This is a genomic window from Mesorhizobium qingshengii (genome assembly GCF_027563465.1).
Taxonomy (GTDB): domain Bacteria; phylum Pseudomonadota; class Alphaproteobacteria; order Rhizobiales; family Rhizobiaceae; genus Mesorhizobium; species Mesorhizobium qingshengii_A.
In genome coordinates, this window is the sequence record NZ_JAPFQA010000010.1 from 143,154 (window position 1) to 157,823 (window position 14,670).

Annotated in this window: 15 protein-coding genes and 1 pseudogene; 3 read left to right on the forward strand and 13 right to left on the reverse strand. The window is 63.8% G+C overall.

Annotated elements, in window-relative coordinates; genetic code table 11:
* Positions 1–209: 209 nt before the first annotated feature.
* From OOJ09_RS21340 to OOJ09_RS21385, 10 genes are all read right to left on the reverse strand, one after another.
* A complete protein-coding gene (locus OOJ09_RS21340) occupies positions 210–1,448 on the reverse strand; it encodes a CmpA/NrtA family ABC transporter substrate-binding protein (protein WP_269907137.1) in 1,239 nt (412 codons plus the stop codon).
* Between the two features lie 2 nt (positions 1,449–1,450).
* Positions 1,451–2,053 carry an ANTAR domain-containing response regulator gene (locus OOJ09_RS21345; RefSeq protein WP_269907093.1) on the reverse strand — a complete coding sequence of 201 codons (603 nt, stop codon included), beginning with the start codon at positions 2,051–2,053 and terminating at the stop codon, positions 1,451–1,453.
* Between the two features lie 108 nt (positions 2,054–2,161).
* The gene (locus tag OOJ09_RS21350; protein WP_269907094.1) at positions 2,162–2,953 is read right to left on the reverse strand and encodes an ABC transporter ATP-binding protein; all 792 of its coding nucleotides are present in this window, start codon (positions 2,951–2,953) and stop codon (positions 2,162–2,164) included.
* Positions 2,954–2,963: 10 nt separating this feature from the next.
* Positions 2,964–3,731, reverse strand: a complete 768-nt coding sequence (locus OOJ09_RS21355) for an ABC transporter permease (protein ID WP_167365185.1) — start codon at positions 3,729–3,731, stop codon at positions 2,964–2,966.
* A 124-nt stretch (positions 3,732–3,855) separates the two neighbouring features.
* Positions 3,856–4,863: an ABC transporter substrate-binding protein gene (locus tag OOJ09_RS21360; protein ID WP_269907095.1), complete on the reverse strand. Its 1,008-nt coding sequence runs from the start codon at positions 4,861–4,863 to the stop codon at positions 3,856–3,858.
* 250 nt (positions 4,864–5,113) lie between these two features.
* Positions 5,114–6,400, reverse strand: coding sequence for a hypothetical protein (locus OOJ09_RS21365; protein WP_269907096.1), 1,287 nt, complete (start codon positions 6,398–6,400; stop codon positions 5,114–5,116).
* Positions 6,401–6,508: 108 nt separating this feature from the next.
* A complete protein-coding gene (hutC, locus tag OOJ09_RS21370) occupies positions 6,509–7,240 on the reverse strand; it encodes a histidine utilization repressor (RefSeq protein ID WP_269907097.1) in 732 nt (243 codons plus the stop codon).
* A 31-nt stretch (positions 7,241–7,271) separates the two neighbouring features.
* The gene (locus tag OOJ09_RS21375) at positions 7,272–8,297 is read right to left on the reverse strand and encodes a zinc-dependent alcohol dehydrogenase (protein WP_269907098.1); all 1,026 of its coding nucleotides are present in this window, start codon (positions 8,295–8,297) and stop codon (positions 7,272–7,274) included.
* Between the two features lie 15 nt (positions 8,298–8,312).
* The gene (gene hisD / locus OOJ09_RS21380) at positions 8,313–9,635 is read right to left on the reverse strand and encodes a histidinol dehydrogenase (RefSeq protein ID WP_269907099.1); all 1,323 of its coding nucleotides are present in this window, start codon (positions 9,633–9,635) and stop codon (positions 8,313–8,315) included.
* Between the two features lie 206 nt (positions 9,636–9,841).
* The gene (locus OOJ09_RS21385) at positions 9,842–10,615 is read right to left on the reverse strand and encodes an SDR family NAD(P)-dependent oxidoreductase (protein ID WP_269907100.1); all 774 of its coding nucleotides are present in this window, start codon (positions 10,613–10,615) and stop codon (positions 9,842–9,844) included.
* A 214-nt stretch (positions 10,616–10,829) separates the two neighbouring features.
* Between OOJ09_RS21385 and OOJ09_RS21390 the strand changes: the two genes are divergently transcribed.
* Positions 10,830–11,933: a histidinol-phosphate transaminase gene (locus tag OOJ09_RS21390; RefSeq protein ID WP_269907101.1), complete on the forward strand. Its 1,104-nt coding sequence runs from the start codon at positions 10,830–10,832 to the stop codon at positions 11,931–11,933.
* Between the two features lie 96 nt (positions 11,934–12,029).
* Here the strand turns inward: OOJ09_RS21390 and OOJ09_RS21395 are convergent, their stop codons facing one another.
* Positions 12,030–12,242, reverse strand: coding sequence for an alkylphosphonate utilization protein (locus tag OOJ09_RS21395; RefSeq protein WP_269907102.1), 213 nt, complete (start codon positions 12,240–12,242; stop codon positions 12,030–12,032).
* Entirely contained in the window at positions 12,239–12,421 is a 183-nt protein-coding gene (locus OOJ09_RS21400) for a hypothetical protein (RefSeq protein ID WP_269907103.1), read from the reverse strand. The genes OOJ09_RS21395 and OOJ09_RS21400 overlap by 4 nt, the downstream gene beginning before the upstream one ends.
* Positions 12,422–12,551: 130 nt before the next feature.
* On the opposite strand from OOJ09_RS21400, the gene OOJ09_RS21405 reads away from it, so the two are divergent.
* On the forward strand, positions 12,552–12,824 hold the full coding sequence (locus OOJ09_RS21405; RefSeq protein ID WP_269907104.1) for a helix-turn-helix domain-containing protein: 273 nt from the start codon (positions 12,552–12,554) through the stop codon (positions 12,822–12,824).
* Between the two features lie 140 nt (positions 12,825–12,964).
* A pseudogene (locus OOJ09_RS21410) lies at positions 12,965–13,711 on the forward strand (YoaK family protein); the annotation flags it as partial.
* 113 nt (positions 13,712–13,824) lie between these two features.
* On the opposite strand, the gene OOJ09_RS21415 reads toward OOJ09_RS21410, so the two are convergent.
* Positions 13,825–14,595, reverse strand: a complete 771-nt coding sequence (locus OOJ09_RS21415) for a spermidine synthase (protein ID WP_269907105.1) — start codon at positions 14,593–14,595, stop codon at positions 13,825–13,827.
* Positions 14,596–14,670 lie beyond the last annotated feature (75 nt).

Here is a 14,670-nt window from a genome sequence, read left to right on the forward strand (position 1 = left end):
TGGACGCCTCTTCGATTGCCCTGGAAGGGCTCGTTTATTTCAAAGCAGGAACTGTGCCAGTTTTGGGTTGCAGGAAAAAAGTCAATAAAATCAGTGACGCGAAGCGGTCGTCGCCGCGCGACCCCACCTGTCGCATAGGCCAAAGATTGTTCATTGGAGCAATCGCACGCACAATTTTTGTGCAATGCACAAGAATGGCGCGGAAATGATCAGGCTTCCGCGCGGGCCGATTTCTGGGCGGCGATGTAGGCGTCGATCTCGTCCGGATCGAAGATCTGGCCGTCGAAGAAACCATCCGGGCCGAGCACCAGCCCCGCCCCTGTCGCGCCGACCGCTGTGGCCACGCGCAGCGCGCCCTCGACCTTCGAATTGGCGCCGGGAAGTGCGACGCCAAGCGGCTTCAGCGCCGAGCGGTAGAGGTCGGGCCGGTAGCAGTCACGGGCAATGGCGAGGTTTTCCGGCGTGTGCGCCACATGCCCCCAGCGCACCATCTGCGTGTAGAACCACAGCGCATGGCTCTTCCACGGAAAGTTGGCCGCCTTGTCGAAGGGCAGGAAGAAGTCGTCGATATCCAGCTCCGCCCCGCCGCCCAATCGGAGATGGCCGGTCAGGATCGGCATCTGCACGGCCGGCGGCAGACCGAGGAAGCCGGGCTGCGCCATCACATTAGCCAGTTCGCCGTGGTTGGCCGGATCCTGGCACCAGCGTGCCGAGTGATGCAGCGCGCGCAAGAGCGCCGCCAGCGCCTCGGGGCTCTGCTCGGCCCAGGCCTTGCGCACGCCGATCACCTTCTCCGGGCTGTTGCGCCATATCTGCGCCTTGACGGTGACGATGTGGCCGGTGCCGGCGGCAACCGCAGCGCTGTTCCAGGGCTCGCCGACGCAGTAGCCGTCGATCCGCCCCGTGGCCAGCGCGTCGGCCATGAAGGGCGGCGGCACGATGACGATCTCGATCTCGAGCGTCGGATCGATGCCGCAGGCCGCAAGCCAGTAGCGCAGTTCGTAATTGTGCCCGGAATGCGGGTGCACGACGGCGAAGCGCAACGGATCGTGGCCGGCGGCAGCGCGTTCGCGAATGAGCGCGCCAAGGGCTGCACCAGCGCGCGCCGGATCGAGATCAGGCGCGGCGCCATGCGCCGTCATGCCGGCCCAGACGGCGTTGGAGATGGTGACGCAATTGCCGCCGAGCCCGAGCGAGAACGGCACGATGGTCTCGGAAGCGAGCGGCGTCAGCCCGAGATTGCAGGCGAGCGGCATCGGCCCGAGCATATGCGCGAGATGGAAGTGGCCGATGGCGATGCGGTCGCGGATGTTGGCCCACGACGTCTCGCGGTGCAGCGTCAGATCGATGCCTTCGCGCGCGGCGAAGCCCAGCTCGCCGGCCGCGACCAGCACGGCGCTGTCGAAAAGCGGCATGAAGCCGGCGGTGATCTGATGCTCGGCGCCCATGCTCATTCGTCCTCCGCCGGTCCCAGCAGCCCTGCGGCGGTCACCAGGCTCTGGGCGATGTCGCCGATCTTGCGGTTCTGGTTCATCGCCGTCTTGCGCAGCAGCGTGTAGGCCGCCTCTTCCGTCAGGCCGCGCGACTTCATCAGGATGCCCTTGGCGCGATCGATCACCTTGCGGCTCTCGAGCTCGCTGCGCGCCTCTTCCAGTTCGCGCGCCATGCGCGAGAAGGCGTTGAAGCGGCTGACCGCCATGTCGAGGATCGGCTTGACGCGCTCTTGCCTGAGACCATCGACGACATAGGCTGACACGCCGGCATCGACCGCCGCCTCGATCGAGGCCTGATCGGAGCGGTCGACGAACATGGCGATCGGCCGCTTCACCGCGCGCGACAGCTGGAACATGTTCTCCAGCATGTCGCGGTTCGGATTTTCGAGATCGATGACGATGACGTCGGGCTCGATCTCGGCGATGCGCCGCGCGATGCCGGTCACGTCGTGGATGACGGTGACCCGTTCATGGCCGGCCTCGCGCAGTCCCGCCTCGATGATCGAGGCGCGGATGCGGTTTTCGTCGATGACCAGGACGGCGAGTGAGCTGCGGACCATGCCTGCATTGTGCCCATGCGAGGAAATTGTGCAATGCGGCATGGCCTGCTGATCGCAATGGATGGTGATTTGGATGACGACATGACGCCGGGGCCCGGCGCCGATGCATCACCCCGCCAGCGCCATTTCGGGGCGTTTTGACCCCTCGCGGATGGCCTTGTGCACGCCGCGCTGCAGATCCATGAAAGCCGGGCTTTCCATCACCTCTTCCCGGCGCGGCCGCTCGATGTCGACGTTGAAGGTCTGCGTGATGCGTCCCGGGCCGATCCCCATGACGACGATCCGGTCCGACAGGTAGACCGCCTCCTCGACGTCGTGCGTGACGAACAGCACGGTGAGCCGGTGTTCTTCCCAGATCTGGGTCAGCAGTTCCTGCATCTGGTGCCGGGTCAAGGCATCGAGCGCGCCGAAGGGCTCGTCCATCAGCAGCATCTTGGGCCGATAGGAAAGCGCACGCGCGATGGCGACGCGCTGCTTCATGCCGCCCGAGAGTTCGGACGGGTAGCGGTCGGCGCTATGCGACAGCTTGACCAGGTCGAGATGCTCGAGCGCGATCCTGCGGCAGGTCGCGCGATCGTAACCCGCGGCCTTGAGGGCAAACTCGATGTTCTGCCGCGCCGTCAGCCAGGGAAGCAGCGTGTAGGACTGGAAGACGACGCCACGGTCGAGGCCCGGCTGCAGGATCGGTGCGCCGTCGATGCTGAGATCGCCGGCGTCGAAGTCCTGCAGTCCGGCGACAATCGACAGCAGCGTGCTCTTGCCGCAGCCCGACGTGCCGACGAGCGAGACGAACTCATTGTCGGCAAGATCGAGGTTGATGTCCCGCAGCACCTCCGTGCGCCGCTCGCCCGTGCCGAAGCTCTTGTGGAGACCCGCGATCCGCAATTTGGGGGGGGTCATCGACTGTGCCTCATTGCGAGTGGCCATCCTGCCGGAACAGCACCTTTTCCAGCGCCTTCATCACCTGGTCGGTGATGAGGCCGAGCACGCCCAGAAGCAGGATGTAGCCGATGATGGTGTTTGTCTGGAAATAGCGCTGCGACACGGTGATGCGATAGCCGAGCCCGGATGTCGCCGCGACGAGTTCGGCCAGCACCAGCCAGGTCCACGCCCAGCCCAGGCTAATGCGCAGCGTGTCCCAGATGCCCGGCAAGGCGCTGGGCACGACGATGCGCGTCAGGATCTTGCGGTCCGACAGGCCGAGCGTGCGCCCAAGGCCGATGAAATCGGTGGGAACACGTTTCACGTTGTCCATGATCATCAGCACCTGCTGGAAGAAGGTGCCGATGAAGATGATCAGGAACTTCTGCGTATCGCCGGTGCCTGCCCACAGGATGGAGAGCGGCACGAAGGCGACGACCGGCATGTAGCGGATGAAATCCACCAGCGGCTCGATACCTGCTTCCCAGGAACGGAAACTGCCGATCAGCACGCCGATCGGGATCGACAGTGCCGAGGCGATGAGGAAGCCGATCGAAATCCGGTACATCGAGGCCTTGAGGTCCAGCCACAACGTACCGTCGGTAGCGAGCTTGGCGATCTGGGTCGCGACGCTGCCCGGTGACGGCAGGAAGATGGGTTTCACCCATTCCAGTCCGGTCGCCGCCCACCAGGCCAGGCCAAGCCCGACAAAGACAGCCACGGCGATCATCAGGAAACGCGACCTGGCGATCGGCACGCCGATCCCGGAGGACCGGCGGCGTCTCGCCTGTTTCGTGACCGGCCCCGGCGCGGAAAGAGCCGGGACCGTTTTCGCGGGGGGCTCCCCGGACATCCGTGTCACCACCGCGATCCGGCCTTCGTCATTGCGCCGCCTTGACGAAGGACGGGTCGATCATCTGCTCCGGCGTCACATCGGCCTGCAGCAGCTTGGCGTTCTTGGCGGCCGCTTCGACATCGGCGAATGTCTTGGTGGTGAAATCGCCGGTGAGCGCCGTCTTGTTTTCGGCGAGAGAGTAGTAGCGCACGCCTTCGAAAGCGGTGTTGAGGTCCTTGACGTCCGAACCGACGGCCTTGGCGATGATGGCGCGGCCACCGGGCGTGTCGGCATTGTAATCCTTGAGCGCCGCGTCCCAGCTCTTGATCATGGCCAGCACCTGGCCGGGCCGCGACTTGATCACCTCGTCGCGCACCACCAGCACGTCGCTGATCAGGCCGGGATCCTCGCCTGCGGTGAACAAAAGCTTGACGTCCTTGTTCTGCGCCATGGCGACGGTGAGGTACGGTTCGTAGGTGACCGCGACCGGCACGCGGCCGGCGATCAGGGCGCCGCCGGCATCGGCGGCCGGCATCGGAACCGGCTTCACATCGTCGATCGACATGCCGTTCCTGGCGAGCGCGTATTTGAGCAGGATGTCGCTCGTCGTGCCTTCCTCGAAGGCGACCTCCTTGCCCTTGAGGTCCTTGATCGAGGTGATGTCCTTGCCGGCGATCATGGCGTCGGCCGTCATGCTGACGTCGAGCAGCAGCACGATCTTCACCGGCAGGCCGGCCGCGACCATGCCCATCGCCGTGTGGGTGGCGATGTTGGCGGCGTCGAGCTGGCCGCTCGCGAGAGCCGCGTTGATGTCCTTGTCCTCGGCGAAATTGACGATCTGAACGTCCGTCAGCCCGTTTGCCTTGAACAGCGCCTTGGCGTCGGCGACATGCCACTGGCCATATCCGAGCCAGGGCTCGATGCCGATCTTGAACGCTCCGGCTTCGGGCGTGGTGGGAATGGCCGCATCGGCGGCATGGGCTGCCGGGGCGGCGGCGAGCCCGATGGCGGCGGCCATCACGAGCGCGCGAAATTGTCCTGTTAGGTTACGCATCATCTTGTTCCCCTTGATGATCAGACCGCTTTTTTTCAACCAAGCATCCGGTCTGGTGAGACTGCGGGTTTCTGCTCTTGCGGCACTGTGCCTCGGCGTCATACCTGCCACTTCATGGTGAAGTGCAAGGATATTTCAGCGTCAGCGGGAGCGGATGTCAAGGCTAAAATACATACATGCATATACAAGTTGGATGGACTCGATTCCCGCCTTGATCGGGCCCATCCGCCTGCCTTTCCGCGAGGATCATTCATGCTCTTTCAGGATCGATCCGGTCGAGGAAACCGGTCACCCGATCGGCCCCGGCATCGGGCTCGCTGCCGACCATGACCGCGACTGAAAAGGCAATGAGCGAGGAGACCGGCGTGTGGCTGCGCGCGCCGGCGCGCAGGTTCATGACCAGCGTCGGCGACAGGAAGAGCCCAGAGCGCAGCACCGCGCGCCAATCCGCCGGAAGCATGCCGCGCCGCTTGAGTTCCAGCAGCAATGGCCGCCACAGGGCTGTCGCCTTGACCTCCAGCAGGTCGCGACGGACCGGGCTCAGGTCCCAGTCCGTGTCGACATGGAGCAGGTTTCCGTCCAGCCGCGCCCGCGCGCGAAAAGCCTCGGTCGCGGTGGTCGGATCGTAGAGCCAGAACGGATGGGCGAAGATGTTGTGGAACGTCGCCTTGACCTCCGCCAGCAGTGTCGGGATATGCGACCCGGCAAAGGCGGGGTCGAAGAAGGACAGCTCAGCCCTCCCCGCCTTCGCCGTGTACCAGACATTGGCGTTATGGGCGTCGCCATGCGCGACCACGCCGCCGGCATCGGCGAGCCTGTCCGGCCGAAGGCGCACTGCCGCGGCATCGAAAAGCTCGCCGACGCTGTCGACATAGCGCTGGCCGTTGATGACGAATTTCAGCCGGGAAAACCGATCCCAGTCCAGTTCCACGCCGGGAAAGATGAACGGCTTGCCGACATAGAAATCGGCCAGGCGGCCGCCCGGCGACGAATGCGTATCGGCATCGACGAGCCGCTCGTGGAAGAGCCGGTGGATCGGCTCCGCCGCCACCTGCGCGACGGTGACCGGATGCAATGTCTCGAGATAGACCTCGAGCAGCCTGGCTGACAGGTCGCGCTCGGCAAGAACAGCCTCGCGCCGTTTGCCTGCATCGTCCTGCGCGTCCAGTGCGAACAGCACATCCGAAAATCTCGGATCCGTGCGGCGGCGATAGACGAGGATCTGCTCGCCGGGCTGGGCGGACATGTGCACGGGTTGGTCGACCGGCAGGCCGGCACGCGACAGGATTTCGGCCCGGTAATACTCGCCCGTCATCGCCTCTTCCCGTTCCTCCTGATGGAACTTGAAGAAGTAGGCATTGCCGTCATCCTCGAAGAAGCCGTTCAACGAATTGAGGCTGTATTTGTCGAAGTTGATGCGGACATTGGAGGGGCGCATCTCGAACAGATCGCCCAGCAATGCCGACAGCGCGCGCTGCGCCTCGGCGACATCGTGTTGCGCGAGAGCCCGGATCCGCGCCGTGCGGCTCGGTGTCATCTGTCGTCCCTTCCGCCCAGGCCGTCCGCCAGGGGTGAACCCATTCTCATCAGTACCTGTATATACATTTTGGGCCAAATCTCCTCGGCTTGCATTCGCGCCATGCCGTCAGTTGGTCCCGGAAGGCGAATAGCGGCTGCCGAGCGAGTAGCGGCTACCGGCATAGGTCAGCTTGCTGATCGTGGCGACCACCGCGCCCGTCCACGTCCGGCGGTGCAGGAGCAGGCAGCAGCTGCCGACATCGATGCCCAGATGCCGCGCCGTCTCCTTGTCGGCCGGGATGGCGGAGATGATATGCTCGACCTCGGTCACCGGGGTCTTCTGCATCAGGTAGTCATAGGTCGCCGTCCTGGTGAAGTCCTGCTTGTCATAGTCGGGTATCAGGCTCGGATTGACGAAGCGTTCTTCCAGTTGCACCGGCAGGTCGTTCTCGAAATTGACGACGACGGAGTGATAGATCGGGACACGCTTTGCGAACTCGAACGACAGCACGAGCTCCTTTGTCGGCATGATCGTTTCGAGGACGAGGACTTCGGAGCGATGCCTGTTGCCGCGCTCGACGATCTCCGCCGCGATGTTGTTGATCTCGATCAGCGTCGACTGCGGCCGGGGCGGCGCGATGAACGTCCCCACGCCTTGCAGGCGGATCAGGAAGCCCGCCGCCGTCAGTTCCCGCAAGGCCCGGTGAACCGTCATCCGCGACACGCCCAGCGAAGCCACCAACTCATTCTCGGACGGCAGCTTGCGATCCTTGCCCCACCGGCCGGTTCCGATGTTGGTCAGGATGTAATCCTTCACCTTCTCGTAAAGAGGGCTGGCCGTATCGGGCAAATCGATCATCGCAAAGTCCTTTCCGGCGGTTTATCGGACGTCACCCATGCTCGGCAGGTTGCCGCATGCGGATGATTGTTTTCAAGCCGTCGCTCTGCCCCGCCAGCAGGCGTTCATAGGCAGCGGGAACGTCATCCAGGCCGATCTCGCGGTCGATCAGGGCCAGCAGCGGCTCGCTGAGTTCACCCAGCATCCGCACGGCGTCGGGCAGTTCGTCGGCGAAGGCATGGCATCCCAGCAATGCGATTTCGCGTTCGACCAATGTGTTGGGGTCGATGTCGAGGCGGCCGTGGAAGATGCCGACCATCGCCACCGTGCCGCCGGAATCGAGAACGCCGAGCAACTGATTGAATGCGGCGATGCTGCCGGTCGCCTCGACGGCCGCCAGCAACGGGGCATTGGCGGTCGCGGCGGCAATGGCATCGCGGCTGAGATCGACGATCGTCGCGCCCGTCACCCGCGCCACGCGGGCGCAGCGACCCTGGTTGCGGTCGGCGACGAGCACGGTGCCGGCAAAGGTTCGGGAGAGCAGCAGCGCGGCAAGACCGCCGATGGGCCCGCAGCCGACGACAAGGACGCAGCCCGCCGTTTTCGGCAGCCGCCGCACCGCGTGCAGCGCTACCGCAAGCGGCTCGGCCATCGCCGCGACCCGCTCGTCGAGCGCGGCATCGATCACATGCAGCAGGCGCGCGGGCAACAGCGCCTGTTCGGCAAATCCGCCGTCGCAGATTTCGCCGACAAAGCCCAGCGAAGTGCAGAGATGTCGCTTGCCGGCACGGCATTGCGCGCAGTCTCCGCACCAGAAACGGGAATCGGCGACCACCCTGTCGCCGACGGCGACGGTGTCGACACCCTCGCCGATGGCGGTCACCGTGCCGGTCAGTTCATGGCCGGCCGTCGAAGGCGACCGGCTTATCCATTGGCCTGTGCGGAAATTGTGCAGGTCCGAACCGCAGATGCCGGCGGCATCGACCCTGAGCTTCACCCAGCCGGCATCCGGAATGCCTGGCGCAGCGATATCCTCGACGCGCAGATCGCCGGGTCCATAAAGTCGTGCCGCCTTCATCGCGATCGTTTCCGCTCAGCCGCCGAGATAACGGTCGCGGATCTCCGAGACCGCGTTCTCATGCGAGCTGAACCCTTCGTAACGGGCGAGCCTGCGGGCATGCAGCGCCAGTTCCGGATAGGCGGCAGAGGTGACATAGCCGACCGACGAGCGCTTGACGAAATCCGTCACCGAGAGCGGCCCGTACGTCCGCGCCCAGCGGCTGGTCGGCAGCACCGCATTGGGCCCGAGGACGAAGTTGGCCAGCGTTACCGGCGTGTGCGGGCCCATCAGGATTTCGGCCGCCTCGGTGATGTGCCCGAGATGCGCGAACGGCTCCTTCGACAGGATTTCGAGATGTTCGGGCGCATAGTCGTTGATGAAGCGGTAGCTGTCTTCCAGCGACGCGGTCAGCACGATGCCGCCGCGCTTTCCGGTCAGCACCGCGCGCGAGAACTCCACCCGCTGTTCGGTCATCCGCGACCAGTGCTCGGGAAGTGCTGCGAGCGCCGCTTCGGCGACCTTGCGGCTGTGCGTCACAAGATAGGCCGAGGAATCCGGCCCATGCTCGGCTTCGATCAGGAGGTCGAGCGCGGCAAGGCCGCCGTCGACGCTGTCATCGGCAAAGATGATCGCTTCCGACGGACCGGCCGGAAGGCCCGTGTTGATGATCGACGACAGCACGCTCTTGGCCGCCACCACCCACGGGCTGCCGGGGCCGACGATCTTGAGCGCCGGCTTCACCGTCTCGGTGCCGTAGGCGACGGCGGCGACGGCTTGCGCGCCGCCGCATTTGTAGACTGTCCCCACGCCGGCGAGGCGAGCAGCGACCAGCGTGGCCGCATCCACCGAACCATCCGATGTCGGCGGCGTCACGATGGCGATCCGTGGCACGCCGGCAATCACCGCCGGAACCGACGTCATCATCGTCACCGACGGAAAGGCGCCCTTGCCGCGCGGCACGTAGAGCGCGACGGACGCGATCGGCGTGTACCTGTCGCCAGCATAGGCGCCCGGCCGGACTTCCTTGAGCCACATCGTTTCCGGCTTCTGCTCCTCATGGAAGCGACGGATATTGTCGATGCCGAACTTGATGCTCTCCACGACATCCTTTTCGACCTTGTCGAATGCCGCGTCGAACTCCGCCTCCGACACCTTCAGTTCGCCTTCGGCCACATTGGCCTTGTCGAGTTCCCGGGCGAAGCGGATCAGGGCGGCGTCGCCCTCGTCCTTGACGGCCTGGATGATCGGACGGACCTTTTCGATGAAGACCGTCAGGTCGCCCTCGGCGCGCTTCAGCAAGCCGGCGCGCTGGTCGGCGCCGATGGATGACAAATCGTGGAAGCTGATGTCGGACATGGCTGCTCCTTCTCCTGCAACTCTTGGAAAGCAATGTTGGCTGGCGCTGGTCGGCCACGCTTTGGAGGTCGACAGGTCGACCCTGGACAAGGATCACAGCCATCACGAGGCTTCTCACGGTGAAAAGTATATACATGTATGTATAATGACCGCCAGCGATTTTTCCGTCATCCTTCCAGCCGAAACTGTCCAGGCAAACCGGAGCATCAGATAGAAGCGAGAAAGCCGCCGTCGACCGGAATGGACTGGCCGGTGATGTAGGCCGCCGCATCCGAAGCGAGGAACACCGCGATGCCGTGCAGGTCAGCGAGATCGCCGAAACGGCGCTGCGGGATCTTGGCGAGCATGGATTGCTGCCATGCCTCGTTGCTGTAGAAGACGTCCGTCATCGCCGTCCTGAAATAGCCCGGGGCGATGGCGTTGACCCGGATGCCAAGCTCCGCCCACTCCGCCGCCAGCGCCCGGGTCATGCCGAGCAGGCCCGACTTCGACGAGCCATACGGCACCGCCGTGGGAATGCCGACTTCGGATGTCAGCGAACACAAATTGATGATGGCGCCGGAACGGCCGGCATCCCGCATCTGCCGCGCCGCGGCCTGGGCGCAGAAGAACGCCCCCTTGAGGTTCGTGTCGACGATCCTGTCCCACAGCGCCTCGTCGACATCGAGCGAGGGCCGGACCTCTTCCATCCCGGCATTGTTGACGAGGATGTCGAGACCGCCAAGCAGGCCGGCGGCCTCGGCGGTCGCCGTCCGGCACCGCTCGACATCGGTGACGTCCAGCGCGATGGCGTGCGCCACCCCGCCGGCCGCGCGGATGGCCGCGGTGGTATCCTCCAGCGAGGCCAGCGTGCGCGCGGTGACCGCGACGTCGGCGCCGGCCGCGCTCAACGCCTCGGCGATGCTGCGCCCGATGCCGCGGCTTGCGCCGGTGACAAGCGCCTTCCTGCCGGAGAGATCGAAGAGAGAAGCGTTGCGCATGTGATCCTCCTTGCCGGCATCGTCTTCGGGCCTGGTTTCGAGACTATCAGATCAGGTTACATATACAAGCATATACAAACTATTTCGGCTTCGGTAGTGATGACAATATCCGCCGCATGGACGCGCCTGTCCCCGGGAAGATGCAGCGAAACCCGGTGCTTGAGAACCCGGCCGATGACGAGAGCCTGTCGGCCAACCGCAGAGGAGCCCGCTTGTGTCGAAAGCCTCGAATATAGTCCGAACCGAAGTCACGCGTCTGTCGCCCTACAATTCCGGGCTGACCATTGACGAAGTCATGCTGCGATACGCGCCCTCAAGGATCGCCAAACTGGGCTCGAACGAAAACCCGTTGGGCCCGAGCCCGTTGCTGGCGACGATGATGCAGGCCGGCTCCGAGATGTTCCGGCTCTATCCGGACCCAGCCGGACGCAAGCTCCGCCAGGCGATCGGCGAAAGATATGCCGTTGCCGAGGATCAGGTCATCCTGGGCAACGGTTCCGAAGACCTGCTCTCGGTCATCAGCCGCGCCGTGTTGCGGCCGGGCGACGCCGTCGTCACCCTCTATCCATCGTTTCCGCTGCACGAAGACTACGCGACGTTGATGGGCGCGACCGTCAGGCGCGTTGCCGTCAACGGCGATCTCACCATCAATGTCGGCGCGCTGGTAGAGGCGGCGCGCGAACGGCCCCGCATGCTGTTGTTCTCGAACCCGATGAACCCGGTCGGCAGCTGGCTCTCCGGCGGCGATCTGTCTCGGGTCCTCGATGCGGTGGGCGACGAGACGCTGATCGTCATCGATGAAGCCTATGCCGAATACGCCGAGGGCGACGGCTATGCGTCGTCCCTGCCCTATCTCGGCAAGCTCGACCGGCCCTGGATCGTGCTGCGGACATTTTCCAAGGCGTTCGGCCTCGCCGGGTTGCGCATCGGCTTCGGCATCGTCGGCGACCCGGAGCTGCGCGCGCTGCTCGACCGTGTCCGCACGCCTTTCAACGCCAACGGCATGGCGCAGGCCGCCGCGTTGGCGGCCCTGGCCGATGAGGAGCACCTCGCCAGGGTCGTCGCGCTGGCCAGGGCGCAGAGAGCACGTGTCGAGAATTTCCTCACCAGCAAGGGCCTCGAAGTCGCCCCCTCCAGAGGCAACTTCCTCTTCTTCAACTGCCGGCAAAATGCTTCGGCATTCGCCGAAAGCCTGCTGCGCGAAGGCGTCATCGTCAAACCGTGGAAGCAGGAGGGCTTCGACACCTATGTGCGCGTCAGCATCGGCTCGGCCTTTGAGAACGACCACTTCATGGCTGTCCTGTCGGACCTGCTATGAGCGCACGCCTGCCGGCGCCGAGCCGGGCAGCATCAATGCGTATCGCCGCAGGAGCTGCAATACAGCAGAGCGGCGTCAGCCAACGAACCGGGCTTCCTAGGCCTTCTTCAGGAATTCCGTCCTGAGAACCAGATCCTTGACCTTTTCAGCCCGGCACTCGACCTCGTCCTCGTTGCCCGTGAGGCGGATGTTCTTGATCAGCGTTCCACGTTTCAGAGTAACGGAAGTGCCCTTGACCTTGAGATCCTTGATGAGCGTGACGGAATCGCCTTCGCTCAGTGGCGTGCCGTTGCTGTCCTTGACCTTCATGATCCTGTTTCCCGTCTTTGTGCATCGAGTTTGCCAAGAAGATCGGCGATTTCCTCGGCATCCTGCTGGTTCATTCCAACGATGGTTCGGCTGCCCATCTCGGCGGGCCGCCCGGTAAGAGCGTCGTTGACGGCCCAGGTGCCAGCCGGCTCCCGACAGAGTTTGTAGCGTTGAGTCATGTCGGCACCATAAACGCGGCATCCCGCCATGCCAAGGGAGCAGCAATATTTTTTCGGTTCATATTGATGTTCTGCACATCAATGATACTATCGAGACTATCATTTCTCACACTCAGACATTGATGCCTCGATGATCACAGCCTTCCAGCTTCGTGCCGCCCGCGCCCTCCTCAACATCGACCAGAAGACCCTGGCGGAAATGGCGGGCGTCTCCGTGCCAACCATCCAGCGAATGGAGGCCAGCCAGGGTAATGTGCGGGGCGTTGTCGATAGTCTGATGAAAGTGATCAACGCGCTCAACCGGGCCGGCGTCGAACTGATCAGCGAGCATGTGCGCAGCGACGATGGCGGCCGCGGCGTCAGGTTCCGGCATCCCGATGCGCTGACAGCCAGACCAAGCTAAGCCGCAAACTCTCACCTTCGCTCACGCCAGCACCATGCGTTGGCCGATCCCTTGTTTTCGCTCCAGAACCTGTTGATGAACCCGCCTCGGCACCCCCACTCCTGGTCACGACTTGCCGCGTCGAGAGGCAGGATTCGCTCATGATCGTGTATCTGCGCCGGTTGACCGGAAAGGAACGAAGCGAAAGAACCGACCGGCATCTCGCTCGTTTTCTGACGTTCATCGCGGGAGCCGCCAACGCTGGCGGCTTTCTGGCGGTTCAGCAGTACACATCCCACATGTCCGGCATCGTTTCGTCGATGGCCGACCACGTCGCACTCGGCAATATCGCGCTGGCGCTTTCCGGGTTGGGGGCCTTGCTGTCGTTCGTCGCGGGCGCGGCCTGTTCGGCGGTGCTGGTCAACTGGGGAAGGCGGCAGGGCCTGCAGAGTGAATACGCGTTCCCGCTTGTCCTGGAAGCAGTCCTGCTGATCTGTTTCGGCCTGCTCGGCGGCCATCTCGCACGTCACGAAGCGCTGTTCGTGCCCATGACGGTGATGCTGCTTTGCTTCATCATGGGGTTGCAGAACGCCATCATCACCAAGCTGTCGGAAGCCAGAATCCGGACGACGCATGTCACTGGCCTGGTGACCGACATGGGCATCGAACTCGGCAAGCTGCTCTATTGGAACATCTCGGGGAATGACTCCGACGAACTGTTCGTGAAAGCGGATCGAAGGAAGCTGAGGCTGCTTGCGTCGCTTGTCGGATTGTTCTTCATCGGCGGCGTCATCGGCGCCGTCGGTTTCAAGCACGTCGGCTTCGCATCGACGTTGTTTCTCGCGGCCATTCTCCTCGTGCTGGCCTCCATGCCCGTCCTGGAGGATGTCTCCGTTCGCATGAGGCGGCTCTGGCAGTAGCCCATGGAGCTTTGCCACATGTCGGATTTGGCCATCAGGAATCCGGCGCCATATCGGCGACAGCTGGTCCTGAAGCAGAACACGACGGATGACACCGGCCTCTAGCTGGCGCCCTGCCCTGCGCTTTGCGCTGCTGGTCGTGGCACATGCCAGGGCCTGAACGCCAGCAGGCTCAGCTCATGCGCGATCTCGTCGGCGCCAACCGACGGCGGTACCAGCAACATCGGCCGGACGAGATCACGCACCTTGCCTGCCATGACGAGCGCGTTGCGGTCCGATGCGCCGCGGGTATCGAGCAGTCTGACATTCGCCCAGATATTGCTGAGTTTCGCGGCAACCCGATCCGGCATGGTGTCAAGGTCGTGGCGGGCATGAACATTCCCGATCAGCATGCCGGATGAGTTCTTGAGACGTGTCTGCGCCAGACCGAAGAATGTCTCTGCGCACAGGTGATCCGGAATGCGCCGCCCGGAATATGCGTCGAGAACGATGGCGTCGTAGCGATGACGGTCGGCGCGCAGGAAATCCCGCCCGTCGGACGTGCAGCAGTGAACTCCCCGAGGCAGCCCAAAATATTGCTGGGCGATCTGGAAAGCCTTTGGGTTGATGTCGACGATCGTGACACGCACGCCAACCCTGTCCAGCATCGTGCCCAGGCTGCCGCCGCCACAACCGATCATCAGGACGTCGGAAACTTCCGCTTGCGCGAGAAGACCAAAGATCGCGTGTATATAGGGCACGACGCTAATGCCGTTCGGGTCGCACTCGCTTTGGTAGCAACCGCCTTGGCGATAGATGAACGAACCGGAATCCTTGGCCCGCAGAACCTCGATGTTGCCGAAATCGGTATGATATTTCGCAACCCGGATCATGACCTGGTCATCACAGCCAAATTCCTAAATCCGCCGCTCTACCCGTCTCTCGAACGGCCTTTAGCCAGGGCGTTT